Origin of the sequence: Rhodococcus pseudokoreensis (assembly GCF_017068395.1) — a bacterium.
In the GTDB taxonomy this organism is placed as follows: Bacteria; Actinomycetota; Actinomycetes; order Mycobacteriales; family Mycobacteriaceae; genus Rhodococcus_F; species Rhodococcus_F pseudokoreensis.
On sequence record NZ_CP070619.1, the window covers coordinates 4,864,198 to 4,880,479 of the forward strand.

At 61.4% G+C, this 16,282-nt stretch carries 13 protein-coding genes; 3 read left to right on the top strand and 10 right to left on the bottom strand.

What is annotated here, in order from left to right:
• Nucleotides 1-105: 105 nt before the first annotated feature.
• Genes JWS13_RS27365 through JWS13_RS27375 form a run of 3 tightly spaced genes read right to left on the bottom strand, consistent with a single transcriptional unit; the run spans nt 106 to nt 3,324 of the window.
• On the bottom strand, nt 106-1,761 hold the full coding sequence (locus tag JWS13_RS27365) for a PEP-utilizing enzyme (RefSeq protein WP_206008455.1): 1,656 nt from the start codon (nt 1,759-1,761) through the stop codon (nt 106-108).
• Entirely contained in the window at nt 1,758-2,378 is a 621-nt protein-coding gene (locus JWS13_RS27370) for a TetR/AcrR family transcriptional regulator (RefSeq protein WP_206008456.1), read from the bottom strand. The genes JWS13_RS27365 and JWS13_RS27370 overlap by 4 nt, the downstream gene beginning before the upstream one ends.
• Nucleotide 2,379: 1 nt before the next feature.
• Entirely contained in the window at nt 2,380-3,324 is a 945-nt protein-coding gene (locus JWS13_RS27375) for a hypothetical protein (RefSeq protein WP_206008457.1), read from the bottom strand.
• Between the two features lie 587 nt (nt 3,325-3,911).
• On the opposite strand from JWS13_RS27375, the gene JWS13_RS27380 reads away from it, so the two are divergent.
• The 3 genes from JWS13_RS27380 (at nt 3,912) to JWS13_RS27390 (ending at nt 8,671) form a co-directional block, all read left to right on the top strand.
• A complete protein-coding gene (locus JWS13_RS27380) occupies nt 3,912-4,922 on the top strand; it encodes a hypothetical protein (RefSeq protein ID WP_206008458.1) in 1,011 nt (336 codons plus the stop codon).
• Complete coding sequence (locus JWS13_RS27385; protein ID WP_206008459.1) at nt 4,919-6,556, top strand: PEP-utilizing enzyme; 1,638 nt, start codon at nt 4,919-4,921, stop codon at nt 6,554-6,556. The genes JWS13_RS27380 and JWS13_RS27385 overlap by 4 nt, the downstream gene beginning before the upstream one ends.
• 588 nt (nt 6,557-7,144) lie before the next feature.
• Nucleotides 7,145-8,671 carry a PEP-utilizing enzyme gene (locus tag JWS13_RS27390; RefSeq protein ID WP_241032334.1) on the top strand — a complete coding sequence of 509 codons (1,527 nt, stop codon included), beginning with the start codon at nt 7,145-7,147 and terminating at the stop codon, nt 8,669-8,671.
• A gap of 345 nt (nt 8,672-9,016) precedes the next feature.
• On the opposite strand, the gene JWS13_RS27395 is transcribed toward JWS13_RS27390, so the two are convergent.
• From JWS13_RS27395 to JWS13_RS27425, 7 genes are all read right to left on the bottom strand, one after another.
• Complete coding sequence (locus JWS13_RS27395) at nt 9,017-9,829, bottom strand: SDR family NAD(P)-dependent oxidoreductase (RefSeq protein ID WP_206008461.1); 813 nt, start codon at nt 9,827-9,829, stop codon at nt 9,017-9,019.
• Nucleotides 9,826-11,154, bottom strand: coding sequence for a cytochrome P450 (locus tag JWS13_RS27400; protein ID WP_241032335.1), 1,329 nt, complete (start codon nt 11,152-11,154; stop codon nt 9,826-9,828). The genes JWS13_RS27395 and JWS13_RS27400 overlap by 4 nt, the downstream gene beginning before the upstream one ends.
• 82 nt (nt 11,155-11,236) lie before the next feature.
• Nucleotides 11,237-11,503, bottom strand: a complete 267-nt coding sequence (locus JWS13_RS27405; RefSeq protein ID WP_206008462.1) for a hypothetical protein — start codon at nt 11,501-11,503, stop codon at nt 11,237-11,239.
• Nucleotides 11,500-12,720, bottom strand: coding sequence for an aromatic ring-hydroxylating oxygenase subunit alpha (locus JWS13_RS27410; protein ID WP_206008463.1), 1,221 nt, complete (start codon nt 12,718-12,720; stop codon nt 11,500-11,502). Before JWS13_RS27410 ends, JWS13_RS27405 begins: the two co-directional genes overlap by 4 nt.
• A gap of 286 nt (nt 12,721-13,006) precedes the next feature.
• Complete coding sequence (locus JWS13_RS27415; protein WP_206008464.1) at nt 13,007-13,717, bottom strand: PEP-utilizing enzyme; 711 nt, start codon at nt 13,715-13,717, stop codon at nt 13,007-13,009.
• A gap of 1,039 nt (nt 13,718-14,756) precedes the next feature.
• On the bottom strand, nt 14,757-15,752 hold the full coding sequence (gene meaB, locus JWS13_RS27420; RefSeq protein ID WP_206008465.1) for a methylmalonyl Co-A mutase-associated GTPase MeaB: 996 nt from the start codon (nt 15,750-15,752) through the stop codon (nt 14,757-14,759).
• Nucleotides 15,753-15,774: 22 nt separating this feature from the next.
• On the bottom strand, nt 15,775-16,137 hold the full coding sequence (locus tag JWS13_RS27425) for a 2Fe-2S iron-sulfur cluster-binding protein (RefSeq protein WP_206008466.1): 363 nt from the start codon (nt 16,135-16,137) through the stop codon (nt 15,775-15,777).
• Nucleotides 16,138-16,282: the final 145 nt, after the last annotated feature.

Here is a 16,282-nt window from a genome sequence, read left to right on the forward strand (position 1 = left end):
CGATTCTTGGGCGATCCGACTCTTGCGCCCACCGCTCGCGGACCGAGGCGCCGCATCCCGCCGGATGCGGCGCCTCGAAACCGTTGCAAGAGGACTCAGTGCAACTCAATCTCCCGCTCGAGGGCTGTCAGTCGCCCGACGTGCGCGATCCACCGTGACCGTCCCGGTTACGCCGTCGACGACCAGGTGGTCCCCATCGTGTATCACTTTCGTCCCGATGTCGGTACCGATCACGTAGGTGATTCCGAGCTCGCGTGCCACGACTGCCCCGTGGCTCGACTGGCTGCCGATGTCCACCACCAGCGCAGATGCCAGCGCCATCATCGGCGTCCAACTGGGATCGGTGAATCGGCAGACCAGAATGTCGGAACTTCCGAGGTCGACATCGTCATTCAGATCGGTCACAACGCGAGCGGTTCCTGCGACGACGCCGCCTCCTGAGGCCTTTCCGATAAGTGATGTGGGGGTTGCAGGACCGGCCGCGGCGAATCCGGTGTCCTCCGGCGGCATACCCGTGAACGCAACAGGGAGGGTGATCTGCTCGTACTTGCGACGTTCTGCCTTGCGGAACGAGATCACGCCTCGAACGTCCCTCGAAGTATCATTCAGAACTTCGTCGAGCTCGTCGATCGTCAGGAAGAAGACGTCGTCGCAGTCGGAGAGTCGACCACGCGCCACGAGATCGGATCCAAGAGCTCGAGCCGCAGCGCGGCATCCGTCCAAGGCCATGAGATACGCGGCTTTGGTGAGTTCGAGCTTTCGCGTGAGTCCCGCCGCTCGCCGAAGCATGAACAGTACAGATTGCCGCCGTATCGGCGGTAATGCCGCCAGCAGTTCCTTTTCGGCAGAAATGCGCTCAGTGATCGAGTGTGATTCGCGATCGGTTGGCCGGACCAGTTCCGGTCGGTTCCGATACGACTTGATGAGATTGCGAAGTGGTGCGTCATCCTCGCGCCACGATCGTGTGTAGACGTTGCCTTCATACGGGCCATGGAATCCATATGTCTCGATGAATGATTCGAGACTTCCCGTACCATTGGCGACCTCCCATAGCGCGTCAGCCATCTGAGTCTCGGCAACGTTGCCGTACCCGCGCAGAGCCCGTGCAGCGAGGTCCGGCACGCCGGATCTCGCTGCAGCATTGTTCACCGAGCCCTCGGCTGCAGGAATCAGGAATCGAACCTGGGAATGGATGTACATCGCCTCACCGAAACGATGGGATGCCTTGCGCAGCATTTCGATAGGCTGACCGGCCGCACCGGAATCGGTGCTTCCCATGTACACCTCGCGCCGCCACCATCCAGCCTGGTCGCGGTACATCTTCGAAAATCGTGATTCGAGGCGCAAAAGGGCGACCGGCAGCTTCGTCATGATCACTGGTATACGTCTCGGCGCAGACGCCTCAGGTTCGAGGCCGTCCCGGACACTCCCCAGCAGATCGCGCTCGACATCGTCGGGCTTGACCCCGGGCAACCGAGCCAGGACCGCCCGCAAAACATCGACGTTGACTGCTTGGCGTCCGTAGATGGCGGCGGTCGATCTCTGATTCATGTCAGCCGACATCATCTGTTCGTGTCGTGACAAGACCCCGAAATCGCCCATCGACCTGAGCCACGCGGATTCCAGTCCGGCTCCCCACACGCTCCAACACAGTGGCGTCAGGATTCGGGGTGTCGCCTCGGCGGTGTTGGTGGTCGACCAGAACCGGTCCGGGTCGCTCGCCCCACGGACAGGATCGAACGTCGGTAACGTCGATGTCATGAGTCCACTCTCATTTCCGGGCTGTCGGGGGCGGGACGCCTTGGCGTAGCCAGTACAGGTTTGACGACGAAGTCCTCGATCCAAGCCCGGATGTCACCGTCGATCAACTCCGGCCGTGTCACGAAGACATAATGGTTGGTCATGAACCAGTGCAGAATCCGGGCGTCGGGCATGTCGGAATCCAGTTCCTCCCGACGACGACCGTGGTCGAGTATGGGTTGCCAATAATCGACTTCCATCGACATGAGATTGCTGTCGTCGGCGACGAGGCGGGCAGCTACTTCTCCCAGTTCTTCCGAAAAGATCACGGAGAGCAGTTCGTTTCTCATTGTGAGTTCGGCGCCGACCAGTAGGGACTCGACAATCAGATCACGGACAGGACCGGACACGGGTATCCGATGCCGGCGCTGATTGTTGACCGCCAGAATTTCGGCCTCGAGGAGCGCGCGAACGAGCTCCTCTTTGTTGGCGAAATACCGGTACAGGTTGGGCCTTGCAATCCCGACCTGCCCCGCGATGTCGTCCATCCGCGTTCCCTCGAAGCCCCGCTCCCTCAGCGTCACGCGTGCGGCCTCGATGATTGCCTGGCGACGTGTATTCACTTCCCGTCCGCCCATCTCAATCCGTGATCCTCTTGTCTGCGGGAATGCGGTCGCGGAAGTACTCGAACCAGCCATATCCGAACTCGACCGTGCGTGGGTCACCCCGGAGCGTGGTGATTCCGGCCATCGACCCATAGCCGTCCCAGCGTGAGGCCTCGAAGTCGTCCATGTGACCCGTCTTATCGGAGCGGTACTCCCATACCTGTCCCGCCGACTCCTGTTGTGCGTAATGGATCTGGCCGGATTCTTCGATGCGGTAGCGGCAGTCGAGCTCATTGTTCGACAACACGACGGTACCTACGCCGTCGAGGTCCTCGACCACGGCCGCCACACACATTCCCCGACTGCCACGGACCAGCGTGCCCCATTGCATCGTCCCGTCATCCAGTAGGTTCCCGAACGCGTTGAAGCTGTGCTCGAGTTCTGTGAAGAACTTCGCTTCCTTCGGCTCGACCCCATGCCTCCAGTAGCCCGTTTCGACGACCATGATTCCGCGGCACGGCCGGCCGAGCACCGTTCCGGAAACGCGGCAGGGGTACTCGGAGTAGAACCATGGATCCGTCGGCATGGGCGCATATCCCTGCACGCCCAGAGCGCCTGGCACACCCTCGAGATGCAGGAGGTCCCCCTCGTCCCACAGTACCGAGGTGTCTGTCAGTTCCACTGTCAGTGGCCGTTCATCGCGCGGCGCAACCCCTTCACGCGTGCGTTGCAACACGGGTTCCGACCATCGCCGAAGCTCGGGTGAGCTGAAGCGGCGGAGCTCACCTCTGGCGCTCTGGCTCGTCTCCGGTCGAAGGCTGAGGGCTCCGAACTCGTCGCACATTATGTAGAGTCCGCCGGTCATGGAACCGATGTACTTCCGCTCCACGACATAGGAATTGCCATCGTCGTCGCCGAGGTATGCATAGGTGTATTGGACCTGCATTCCTAATCCGTGATAGGTCGACGTCGGCAACATTGTCGCCACCCGTGGCCGGAATGGTCCTACGACGGTATGGAAGTCGAACTCCCCGAATTCGGGGGTTACTGCCTCTGCTCTTGCCGTCACTGTGTGTGTCCTGTCTGTTCGTGGCGAACATGCGGTTCGCGCGTGTGTGCCCTGTCGCAGTTCGGGTGTTGATCGGCTCCTGCCGGCGAAGGGTGTTCCCGGACCGGGAGGTGATACGTGAACCCTATATCCGTATCATGGCGATTTCCACCAAATGCGCGATTCCGATCTTCGATTTCTGGTGGGCCGCCTGGTGTGCACACCCGACCACCGGTCTCCTCGACGGTGTCCAGAGTCGCATGGCACGAGGGAATCGTTCGATAGTCGAGGATCATGAAAAGTGTTCGGCGCGAGCATTTACCGCCGATACTCGACGGGAAGTGCGCTGGGATGGCCGCGGCATCGCATCCGGGCCGAGCCGTGTTCAGCGGCGCGGTGGTGGACAGGCGCAACATAAGTCGGACCGTCGATGATCTGAGGCTAGACTTTTGGTCTCGTCGTGACTAGCATCACATCTAGCTCGATACTCAACATCACACTTCGTATCAGGGAGAGCAATGACTTCGTACAAACTCGGAGACTTCGGTGCGCATCCGGTCGTAGGTGCCTTCGATCCGGACCCGGAGGATATGGAACTGCTCGCGTCGAAGCACGGGATAGGCCTGCAGGCGACGTGGCTTTACGGGTTCTTCCGAGATGCCGACGGACTGACCTATTGCGCCGAACGCAAGTTCGTCGGGTCCTTGACTTCGGGCTGCTTCGTGATGACCCAGCATGGGGACGCGTCAAACGAACTCAACGTGCACAAGGACTCGGGCCGCAGTGCACGTGGCGAGTTGCGACGTGTTCTCGAGGGAAAGACACGCCGCTGGTCCGACCCGGTTTTCCAGCGTCTGCCGAAAGACGTTCTGCCGAACGGTGAGCAACCGATGGAATTGGAGTTCACTCGCGAGAGACTCGTCTACAACGAAGGTGACATTCTTTCACTCGAGGGTCCTTCCGTCGGTCGAGGAGTGCAATTCTTCATCCCCTCGCTCGACCGCCCGTTGCTGTACACCTCTACGTGCTTCTGGATGGAGGGCGAGTTCCAGGGCAAGCACGTTTCCGGACCGATCTGGTTCGACAACGCCTACTGGAACCACGGCCTGGAATGGAAGGAGTATGGATACTTCAACGACTTCCAGATCATGTGGCACGTGTTTTGCAACAAGTTCGACGATGGGTCATTCGAATGGGGCCACCTGGTCTCGGGTCGCGAGGGATTCAGCCCGGGAGTCGTCGTGCAGAGCACGGGTGAGGTCACCGCTACCAGTAAGACCGATCCCACCTTCGAGCTGGCGGACGGTGCGTGGCCGACGAAGACGACGTGGCTGGTGGACGACAAGACATACACGTTCGAGGGTCCGAATACGGGACGTATGACCGAATTCTCGGAGTCTCGGTGGGCAAATTATCGAGCGCAACTCGGTCAGACCCGCCTCGACGGTGACACGCGGACCCTTGCAGACGGGCTCACGTGGAACGAAGGGTTCACCAATCGCATCGGACCTGACGGCAAACCGGCATGAGTGCCCTCACTTCTGCTACGGAAGAGCTGTTCGACACGGTGCACGGCACCTCCGAGCCGAACCGATTCTGGACACTCGCAAATACCGGCGAGGTGACTCCGGGCATCCTTGCCGCCCTGGACTGGAGTGTCTGGGACAACTTTGAACTCGCCGTCCGGCAGGCATGGTGCGACCTCGGAATCATGAACAAGCGTGACGTGTACCTGCCAACCGATCCCAACCTGCGGCAGACGTACGTCTTCTACGGCCGGCACGCGCTCAATGTCGACTACGTCCGCAACTTCATGGGCTCGGTGCCGGGTGCATCTCCCAACGACTTCGAGCGTGACGTGTGCGGCACAGTGAGAGAGGGGATGCCAGACGAGAAGGGCTCGTACCATCGTGCGCCGGCGATGCTCAGGAAGCTCCCCGGGGCTTACAGGCGGACCAACTCGCAGCTTCAGCAGCTTCATCACGAGATTCTGACGTGGTGGCGCGACAATGTACTGCATGGTGTCGGAAGCAACGATCCGCTCTCTGACTTGCACGCGGCCGCACAGTGTTTCCGGCGGACCATGAGCATGCACATCAGGGTGCGCACCTTCCTGCAAGGTGTTCAGGGCGGTCTGGTGTCGCTGGCCGAGAAGGCGGGAAGGCCCGACCTCGCGTTGTCCGTATTCGCTGGATTCGGCGAAGTCAGTGAATCTGCTTTGGCAGAGGACATCTGGGCGCTCGGGTCCGGCAGTCTCGACCTCTCGACCTTCATCGAGCGACATGGCTACTACGGTCCCAATGAGGGGATGGTATGGACATCGTCATGGAGGGAAGACCCGACACCGTTACATGCCATCGCCCGTTCCGTGGCCGCTCGCCAGTCGAGTGATGTGGCCGCTCGTGCGCAGGCGGCGGCAGCGGCGCGCGAGGACGCGGAACGTGAACTTCTCGCAGGGCTGTCGCCACTGCGGCGGCGCCTGGCGCGTATCCTGTTTCGCCAGGCCGCCACTCAGGTGCGCAACCTGGAACTCGGAAAGGCCACCTACCATATCGCGCTCGATGGCTGCCGCGCCGCAGCGCGCCGAGTAGGAGACGACCTTAGGGGCCGAGGCGTCATCGACGATCCCGAAGATGTGTTCTTCCTCAGTATCGAAGAACTGGCGGAGCCCCCGCTACGCGCGAGGGAACTCATCGCCTTCCGTCGACAGCGTCGAAAGGAGTACGCCGCAATCGAGTTGCCGATGACCTTCCACGGCGTACCCGAGCCGGCGTCGACATCGCCGATCGATGTAGACGTCACGGAAATCGAGGGAATCGGTGCCAGCAACGGCGTCGTGGAGGGACGCGCACGGGTCGTCAACGACGCTGACACCGAGGGCCTCTTCGAGGAGGCGGGCGACATCCTCGTATGCCGCACGACCAACCCTAGTTGGACCCCTCTGTTCACTCTCGTCGATGCAGTCGTGATCGACATCGGCAGCACTGCGAGCCACGGCGCCATCGTTGCGAGAGAACTCGGTATTCCGTGTGTTATCAACACCGGCAGCGGCTCGAAGGTTATTCGCTCTGGTGACCGAATTCGAGTTGACGGCACCCGTGGGCTGGTGACGATCGTCGACCGCGCGACGAATCTCGGCGACAGTCCCCCCAGGAAGACCTGAGCGGTCGCAGGTGCCTCGGAGATTATCGATGCCGTCGAGGTCGCTCGCGAACCCGGGTCGCCGCGGAATGCGAGTGACTCGATGTCGTTGGCGGTGGCGAATCCATGAATGCCCGACAAGGCGACCAGATCGTTGTTGCGATCGCGCATTCGAGCAGGGAGGCGGCGTTGGCGATAAGGACGGAGTCGTCTGCGGTAGCCGGCTGGATGACCAAACGTGAAAGAGTTGGCTGTCCCGGTCCCGGTCCCGGTCCCGGTCGGCGATCGCGAAGATCGCGGCTACGCCAGGAGGGATACTCGATTGACAGGAATCTCGATCTGTCTCGAGGACGTTGACAAGCTTCGATTTTCGGCTTGGTTCAATTTATCTATTGCCAAATAGTCACTTGGTAGAGTTTGCTGAATGTGTTGCCGATCACATCCTATTCTGCGATCGGCAATCCGCTGCGTCGAGCGCAGCGGATCGAGCAAGCGAGGAGCGATATACGTGTCAGCTACAGTTTCCGACCCGATTCGCGGAACTTCGGAGCCAGATCGGTACTGGACATGCACGAACCTCGGTGAAGCATGCCCGGATGTCATGTCGCCGATGTGCTGGAGTATCTGGGGAGACTCGGCGGAGTGGTCATGGCTCTACTCGATGTATGCGTTCGGGGTCATCCCGAAGAAGGCGCTCGTGGTTTCTCCCGACATGAACGACCGTGGCCTCTCGTGCTTCTACGGGCGGCAGGCATTCAATGTCGACGCGATCAAAGAGACCATGTCGTCGCTGCCCGGTGTCAGTCCGGATGACTTCGAGCGTGACCTCATGGGCAGCGTGCGGCCCGACGCCAAGAAGATCGAAAGTTCGAACCGTCGGCTGCCGGTGGTGCTGGCCAAGGCGCCGGGCACGGCCATCCTTACCGGTAAGCGGATCCGAAAGCTGCACAACCGAATGTATGCCAAGTGGGTCAAGGTCGTGTACGAAAGCGATCCAGTGTCGCAGGAACGTCCCGCGATCGAGCGGCTGCTCGAAGCGCGGCAAGACTTTGTCGACGTCTTCTCGGTTCACTGTGTTGTGCGCTTCCTGTTCCAGGGCGGACAGAGTGGAATCGCTGCTGCGGCGGCGAAAGCAGGCGACGCGGCTCTCACTGCCGATCTACTCGCGGGGGTGGGTGGCGTTCTCGAGACGACCATGACGGACGACCTGTGGCGGCTGGGCAATCACGAGATCTCGGAGGACGACTTCCTACGGAAGTGGGGCTACCACGGCCCGAATGAGGGGAATCCGTACACGACGTCGTGGCGCGAGGACCCCACTCCGATTCGTTACTTGGCTGCGGCGTCGGCGGTCAGGGAGCGGCCCAACGACCGAGCTGCGCGATCGAATGCCGCAGCCAAAAAGGCAGAACAGCGACTCCTCGCCGGGACCCCTGTACTACAGCGACCTGCGATCCGGTGGCTTCTGAGGCGGATGCAGAACACCATCCGGACACTCCAGATCGGCAAGGCCGGGTACCTCATGGCGCTCGACGAGGCTCGCGCGGCCGTGAAGGCCTTTGGCGCCGAGCGGGTCCAGCTCGGCCAGTTCGACGAGCCGGACGACGCGTTCTTCTTGACGGTCGAGGAGTGCCAGCAACTGGCCGCGGGTGAACTCCTGAACGTCCGTGAGATCGTGAGCGTACGGCGTGCGACTCGGATGGAGTACAAGAACATGGACTTGCCACTGTCGTTCGTCGGAATGCCGACATTGACACAAAAGTCCGACTGGTCCGCCCCCGACATTCTCGAGGTCACCGGCGCAGCGAGTGGCGGCGGCATTATCGAGGGCCGAGCTCGAATTATCGAGGAGGCCGACGACGATATCGATCTCGATCCCGGTGACGTTCTCGTGTGCCGGTTCACCGATCCCGGTTGGGCGCCGCTGATGGCACTGGCCGACGCGCTCGTCATCGATATCGGAACCTCCGCGAGCCACGGTGCGGTCGTCGCCCGTGAACTCGGCATTCCGTTCGTCATCGGAACCGGAAACGGCACCCGCGTCCTGCGTGAAGGTGACCGCATTCTCGTCGACGGCACAACAGCTGTGGTCAAGGTGCTCGAACGGGATATCGGTCGAGAATTGAATCTGGCCTGAATTTGTTACTGCGAACGGAATCAGGTGTCTGCCGCTGGACGGGCGACGCCTGATTCCGTTCGTGAACTTGCGGATACGTTGTCGGGTTCGACTGCAAGCAGCGTCGTCGCGGAGATGGTCGCGGCATTCGCGGCGAAGTTGATGCTGGTTGCCTGTTTGCAACTGCGGACAGCGGAAAGATGCCGGCGTTGTTCACAAGCGCATCAACACAGGGAAGAAGGGTCGCGCGAGGGACCGGGCAGCCGCAGTGTTGCGGATGTCCAGAGCCGTCGGCAGGCCGACATTCCGTCAAAGTCGACCGTCACGACGTCGTATCCGGGGACACTGCGGGCGTCGTGCTCGGTTTCAGAACATGAAGCGCGAGAGCGAATCCCACTCTTTCCAGGTGTTCAACCTACGTTCGTGCATTCTGTACGCGAGATCGGTTGCAGTCGGTCCGAGCAACGCGCGCAACGGCGGGCTCTCGGCATCGACGATGCGCAACATGGCCTGCCCGGCGAGGTGTGGATCGTCCGGATTTTGCCCTCCGTACGGGGCTGACCTCGCCGCACGGAGGGAATCGTAGGCCGGGTTGGGCTCGGAACGTGTCGACGAGGGGCCTTCGGAATCGGTGGCGAACGCTCCTGGTTCCACCAGGGTGACCGAGATTCCGAATTTTCGAACCTCGACCGCCAGCGATTCGCTCATCCCTTCGAGCGCCCATTTCGACGCGTGATACGCCGACAAGTTCGGGAAGGCAACAACTCCACCGATACTCGAGATCTGGATGATGTGTCCTGATCCTTGATCACGCATGGTGGGGAGGACTGCCTGGGTGACACGGAGCGCTCCGAACAAGTTCACGTCGAGCTGGCGCCGCAATTCGGCATCGGTGACCTCCTCGAATGCCCCCACATGCCCATATCCGGCGTTGTTGACCACGATGTCGATGCCGCCGAGCTGCTCGAGTGCGATTTGCACGCCGACACCGACCGCACGCCGATCGGTCACGTCGAAGGTGACCGGTATGAACTGGTCACCATGGCGATCCTTCAGGGTCTTCAGATCGTCCATTCGGCGGGCGGAAGCGGCCACTCGGTCGCCACGACCCAGGGCAGCCTCCGCGAACGCGCGACCGAGCCCACGCGCACCACCGGTAATCAACCAACGCTTACTCACCGAGGTGTATTGACGACGTCCAGCCGCTGGAGACCGTGCAGAATGAAACTGTTGTGGACCGGAGGCACCTCGTCGGACGCCAGACGTAGGTTCGGGAACCGTTCTAGCATCATCTCGATTCCGATGCGCGCTTCGAGTCGTGCAACGGAAGCGCCCATGCACACATGTTCGCCTTTGCCGAATGCAAGGTGGTTCAGACCGTTCGGGCCGTCCAGTTCGATGTCCTCGGGGGTGGTGATCGCTTCCGGGTCGCGGTTGCCGGACGCAAATACTATCCAGATCATCGATCCCTCGGGGATGGGCGTCCCGCCCACGTCGGTGTCCTCGGTGGCGGTGCGGAACAAGCCTTGCACCGGTGATTCGAGGCGCACCACTTCCTCCACGAGCTTAGGAATCAGCGACGTGTCGTTGCGGATTCGGGTCACCAGTTCGTTGTCCGTGAGTAGACGCAACGTTATCGCCGTCAGGAGGTTGGTCGTGGTCTCGTTGCCACCGACGAGAAACACCGACAACATGTGCAGCATCTCGTTCAACAACAGCGGCTGTTCGCCGTCGAGTCGCGCGGCCACGATGTCGGTGAGGAGATCATCGCGAGGCTGGGTCCGTCGCTCCTCGATCTGTGCGGTGAAGTAGTCGTAGAACTCGTCCACCGCACCGAAGATTTGCTGAATCTGGGCGATGGACAAATCCAGCGCTCCAACGCCCCGTGTGAACGCATCCGACCAACGCTTGAAGTCCGCCATTCGAGAGGGTGGGACGCCCAGCACATTCGCAATGACCGTCATCGGCAGCGGAAGTGCGAAGTCGGCGACGAAGTCCATCGAACCGCGAGTCTCGAACTTGTCGAAAAGATCGCTTGCGATCTGGCGTACCTCGGGCTCCATCGATGCAACTCGCCGAGGACTGAATCCTTGGCTGACCAACTTGCGTTGACGAACATGTATCGGCGGGTCGGCGTTGATCAACGTCGGCTTTCCGCTAATGTCCAAACGCCGTGCGGCCTGCTTCTTCAATAGTTCCGGCGTGTCCGTGTCCTCGATGAGGCGCTGCGCGAGCGCGGTTACCGAAGACGGGCCACTCTGACGAATCGAGGAGAACAGTTTCGGTTTGGTCAGGATTGCTGCGATGTCGGCGTAGCGGCTGACGACATACGACTGCAGGCGTTCCGACCAGTAGACCGGAGCTTCCTGCCGTAATTGCTCGTACACCGGATACGGGCATCGCAAGCGATCCGGATCCAGCGACATCAGCTCGGCTACAGCCGAATCGACCGATGTTGCATGTGCGGGGCACCCGGCGGGAATTGATGTCGAACCCGAATTCATGGCATTTCACTTTCCCCGGCGACGGCGCCGGAGTTCGACCCGGCGTCACTGGACACAGGATCAGCTGGCATAGAGAGATCAGTCAGGCCTTACGTGCCTGGCGGGAAGACATTCGCCCCATCCAGCCCAGCAATTGGCGATTGGCGTAGCGCAGCTCGCCGGAGCGCCACTCACCTGTTTCGGAAAAGATCCCCTCGCGGCCTGTGTCCGGGTCGTGAACCTTCACCAGGCCGTCGTCGGTCGCCGTGTACACCTCGTGTGTCAACGGGTCGACGAGCCTCTTCTCGTTCTTCGCTTCTGGCGGCGACGCTTCTATCGGTTGGTTCATTTCGACCACGCTCTCGCTCATTCCTCGATGTAGGTGGACAGCGTCTGATGCATCTGACGGATGCGACTCTCCTGGTATTGGGCCAGGGTGAGGCCCTTCTTCAACGTGGCCTTCATGCCGCGCTGCACCCACAGCATGTTGTCGATGTCCTGGTCGAATACAGGGCCGAGCAGTCCTAGTTCTGCCACATCGGTGAACTGCTCGTCATCGGCCACCCACCGGACCGGTGCTGATGGGGGAGCCGGCTGTCCTTGGGGGGGATCCGCCATGATGAGCGTCTCGAAGATGCACGAGTCCGGATCGAAACCGTTCGGGCGCCACCGGTAGACGATGTTGCTCTTGAAGCCGCCCCACGGATGAAAGTTGGGAAAGACGGTGTGTTGAACGGTATCGAGCAGCTCGCTATCCGAGTACTGAGAATAGTCACGCCCGGATACTTTGGTGAGCTGCTTGCGCATCTCCTCCGCGAGGATGGCACGAGCGGTCGACCCCTCCGGGATTTCGGGGAGGTCACCGTCCGATTGAAGATCGCGGCCGGTGTCCGCGGAGTAGAACGTCCGCGCGGCGTAGAAGGATTCGAGCACATCCTGCTCATCGACGAAGTCGGCCACGTGGGGGCTGGGTACGCCCTGGACGTTGATCATGCGGTTCCAGTGCGGCTGGTCGCTGGTCGCGTCATATTGTGAGTTCGAGTCGCCGGTCCATGTGAGAATCTGCGGGTGCGTAGCGATGACGTGGTAAGTCTCCATGAAGGCTTCCTGCGCAGCCTTCCAGTTGAGAGGAAGTTTTTTCGCCACGTGAACAGCCTTGTATCGCGTTTCGATGGGCCAGATCCACTGGTCGACGAAGTTGCCGAGGAAATCGCTCAACGACCCGGCATCCGGGTCGGGGTTGATGAAGACGAACCCACGCCAGGTGTCGACCTCCGCTTCCGGGAGCGTCAGTTCTGTCGGATCGACGTGCGGGAAATCCCATGCACACGGCAAAGTTTTCATGGTGCCGTCCAGATTCCAGGTGAATCCGTGGAATGTGCACCGAAGTTCCGGGACGTTGCCTCCGCGCTCGCGGATCAACCGCGCCCGGTGCAAGCATGCGTTGACGAACGCGCGAATTCCGGTTTCCGTTCGAATGACGATGTAGGAGCGGTCGCCGATCTCGTAGACGACATGGTCGCCGACTTCCGGAATGTCCCCTTCCACGCACGCCATCTGCCATACGCGATACCACATCTTCTCCATCTCGACGCGTGCGAAGTCGGCCGAGATGTAGCGCTCGATATGGATGTCGGTGGGATCGAGCTGATCGTTGCGGTTGTATCGCAACGATTCCGGAACGGGCCTGCTGTCTCGGTCCAGATAGTCCTGAGCGCTGGGGCCCTCCGAGCGGGGCGAGCCGGCTACTGCGGTCACGTTTTCTCCTCTGGACAGGTTGGTTCAAAACTCTGTGATTCAAATTACTCGCGGGCTCGACTATCAGTCAAGAGACTTTTGCCGGTCGCTACGCGAAGTGCGCAGATACGAGCCTCTACGTGAGAATTTCGACCGTTCCGGCCGCTCCATCTACTCGAAGTCGTTGCCCGGTGACGATCTTCTGTAACACGTTTCGCACGGACATGACGCAGGCAATGCCGAGTTCGCGACTGATCACCGCCGCGTGGCTGCCCTCCGCGCCGACCTGGCAAACCACCGCTCCGGCGACCATCAACAACGGTGTCCACGACGGATCGGTGACCGCACACACCAGAATCTCTCCGGGGTCGAGGTCTTCGACCTCGGCCAGATCGGCGACGACGCGCGCGGGGCCCTCGGCGACACCGGGAGCCGCTCCGATCCCCGCCAGCGATGTTCCGGGTACCGAACCGGTGGCCGCCGACGCGGCGGCCCGGAGCGGCCAGGTGTCGATCGGGGCGATCGGTGTGCCGTTCATGACGATGGGCGGTGGTACACGACGACGAAGGTCGTCGAATTCGTCGGCGCGAACACGCAACTCCGCGTTGAGGTCTGCTTCACCGGTGACGATCTCGTCCAGCTCGGCGTCGAGTGCGTAGAAAATGTCGAGGGGCGAAGACAGTGCGTGCCGGGTTGCGAGTCGCTGGCCCAGCTCCACGAGCGGGAGCCGCACTTCGTGAACAGCGCGGACGAGTGCGTCCTTGATGGATTCACGCATCCGGAAGAAGCGCTGCCCCGACGAGATGGCCGCAGTGAGAGTGGCAGCCGTATCCTCGTCCGAGGCCATTCGGATCAACTCTGCAACCGCGTGCTCCCGTAGAAGGCTGCCACTGGACGACCTCGACTCCGGTGAATGCTCGTCATCCTGGTGACGAATGCGGTCGATCATCTCGAGTACGACTTCGGGGCGCATTTCCCAGGACTGCGAAGCGAGGTCGTACTCATTGGGACTGCGATGACCGTAGTCGACTAGGAAATCGTCGAACGAGTGTCGGAACGCATCGAGATCGGGACCGGACTCATTCGCCATGCGCTTCGGCAGATCTGCAGGGCCGGCGTCGAATGCCGCGGTGAGCGAGGGGGACCGAGACACCATCCGTGACAGTTCCCAGACGCGGCGACTCGTGTCGGCCGACTCTACGTCACCCAGAGACGTGAAGGCGGCAACTGCGGCATCCGGGCGGCCCAGAGCCGAAGCGATCGCGTGCGTGACACCGGGCCCGACCGACGCGCTGATCGTGACCTGTATGTAGACATCCCACGCGCGGCGCAAATAGGTGGCACACGCCATTCGCGCATGCGCGAGAAGTTCGAGGTCCGTCAGCGCATGCAGGTCTGGCCGCGACGACCGCCACCCCCGTACTTCATTCAAAAAACTCTCTGCGTACGAAATTCGGTCCTGCGTGAGCGCTGCGTTCATCGTGGCTCCGAGCGCCTCGGTCCGATCCTCGTCGGTGTCCCTCGGGTCAGCCACATACGGGGGAACATCGGGGTCCGAACCGAAGTATGTTCGGTCGATGTCACCGGGCTGCGCTCCTGGAGCTCGAACACCGAACACCCGTCCGACGCTGACCTGGTTGTAGAAGTAGCCACCCCAGCAGCCGTAGACCTCGGCGATCGGCTCGCGAAACTCCTCACGGCGGAACCCTCCGAGATGGACCCAGGCATCGACCGTGCCAGGAATCGCACCTTGTTCCCACGCCAGCGTCCATGTGAGTGGGGGGAAGGGGGCTGGGCCAACCTCGTCCGCGTTCGCCCGCGTATACAGTGGAAAGCGTGTGCTCGACGGTGTATCAGTGATCCACTGCTTCATGGTCGGTTCCTTGTCATGGTGTGAGTGCGGCGAGCGCGTGGGAAGAGTTGCCTGGGCCGATGAGTTCTTCGGCAGCTGTGTAGGGATCGAGTCGCCTTTCGGCGACCGCACGAGCCAGCTCGTCCAGGACCTGACTCTCGGTCGTGGCGCTCGAGTACCGGCGGCGCAGTTCGGCTAGTGCGATCTCACGAACCGTCGCAGCAATCCGCGAATTGCGTCGGGCAGAACCGGCGCCGGTGTTCTCGAGGTGTGTGCGATGACGTTCGATCTCGGCGGCGAGGCGCTCGGACCCCTCACCGTTCGACGAATTGGTGGCGATGATTCCGGTCACCCAGGCACCCGGGTCGTCGGCCATGGTCGAGATCGAGCGAAGTTCTGAGAGCAGCCTCCCGGCGCCGGGGTGGTCGGATTTGTTGACGACGAATATGTCGGCAATCTCGAGTATCCCCGCCTTGGTGGCTTGAACACTGTCTCCCATGCCGGGCGCCATTACGACCAAGGTGGTGTCCGCAGTCGTAGCGATTTCGACCTCGCTCTGGCCGACACCGGCGGTTTCGATGACGACGATATCGAATCCCGCAGCGTCCAGGACGCGAATTGCCTGTCCCGCAACAGCGGACAACCCGCCCAGTTGTTTGCGTGCCGCCATCGACCTGATGAAGACGCCGGGGTCGAGGAACTGTTGTTGCATTCGCAAACTGTCGCCCAGCACGGCACCGCCGGAGAACGGGGACGACGGATCGATCGCGAGGACGGCCACCGTCTTGCCGGACTCGCGAAAACGCATACAGAGAGTGCCAATTAGGGACGATTTGCCGGCCCCCGGCGGCCCGGTGACGCCGAGGATGTGTGCGGCACCCTGGGGGCGCAACGCACCGGCGGCGACGCGTCGACGCACGTCGGGGGTGCCAGAGTCGATCAGAGACAGGATGTGAGCCAAATTGCGTCGGTCACGGTAGTGGAGTCGACTGACCATCGCGTCGACTTCCGCGGATGTGAACGTCCTCATCGGACGCTCGTTGCGGTCGACATCAGTTCTTCTTCAAGCGCACACCGCGCTTCATGACGACGACGCCGTCACCCGATATTCGCAGCTGGCACGCAAGGCGGGTCCACCCGTCGACGGGCTTCTTCAGTGCCCGTATTCCCTCCTGTTCGAGGGCTCCGATGGTCGCGCACTGGTCAACGCCGTCGCGCAGCTCCACGTAACACGTGCGGCACGTTCCCTGGCCGCCGCAGATCGTCGGCCACTTGTAACCGCTGCGCTGTGCGGCAGCCATCAGCGACTCGCCGACCTCGACCTCTATGTCTTCGTTGATCGGAAGTACCTGTACAACATGATGTTTGGTCGAATTCACATCGCTGCGGTCTCGCGAAATCTGCGCATCTGCCACCGAAACAGTCTAACGCTATATAGTCCGAAGATAAAGCATTTGACGTGATCGACACCGCAAACACCCGCGAAGTGTGACCTGGACAACCAATCCTCCAGCTATGTAATGTCTAGTATGCGACTATTCAGGCCGCGAGAACCATAGG

Coding starts and splice junctions, on each gene's coding strand:
- JWS13_RS27365 (WP_206008455.1), bottom strand. CDS start 1,761: ATGACATCGACGTTACCGACGTTCGATCCTGTCCGTGGGGCGAGCGAC.
- JWS13_RS27410 (WP_206008463.1), bottom strand. CDS start 12,720: ATGGAGAAGATGTGGTATCGCGTATGGCAGATGGCGTGCGTGGAAGGG.
- JWS13_RS27375 (WP_206008457.1), bottom strand. CDS start 3,324: ATGTTGCCGACGTCGACCTATCACGGATTAGGAATGCAGGTCCAATAC.
- JWS13_RS27390 (WP_241032334.1), top strand. CDS start 7,145: ATGTGCTGGAGTATCTGGGGAGACTCGGCGGAGTGGTCATGGCTCTAC.
- JWS13_RS27385 (WP_206008459.1), top strand. CDS start 4,919: ATGAGTGCCCTCACTTCTGCTACGGAAGAGCTGTTCGACACGGTGCAC.
- JWS13_RS27370 (WP_206008456.1), bottom strand. CDS start 2,378: ATGGGCGGACGGGAAGTGAATACACGTCGCCAGGCAATCATCGAGGCC.
- JWS13_RS27405 (WP_206008462.1), bottom strand. CDS start 11,503: ATGAGCGAGAGCGTGGTCGAAATGAACCAACCGATAGAAGCGTCGCCG.
- meaB (WP_206008465.1), bottom strand. CDS start 15,752: ATGAGGACGTTCACATCCGCGGAAGTCGACGCGATGGTCAGTCGACTC.
- JWS13_RS27415 (WP_206008464.1), bottom strand. CDS start 13,717: ATGGCCTCGGACGAGGATACGGCTGCCACTCTCACTGCGGCCATCTCG.
- JWS13_RS27380 (WP_206008458.1), top strand. CDS start 3,912: ATGACTTCGTACAAACTCGGAGACTTCGGTGCGCATCCGGTCGTAGGT.
- JWS13_RS27400 (WP_241032335.1), bottom strand. CDS start 11,154: ATGAATTCGGGTTCGACATCAATTCCCGCCGGGTGCCCCGCACATGCA.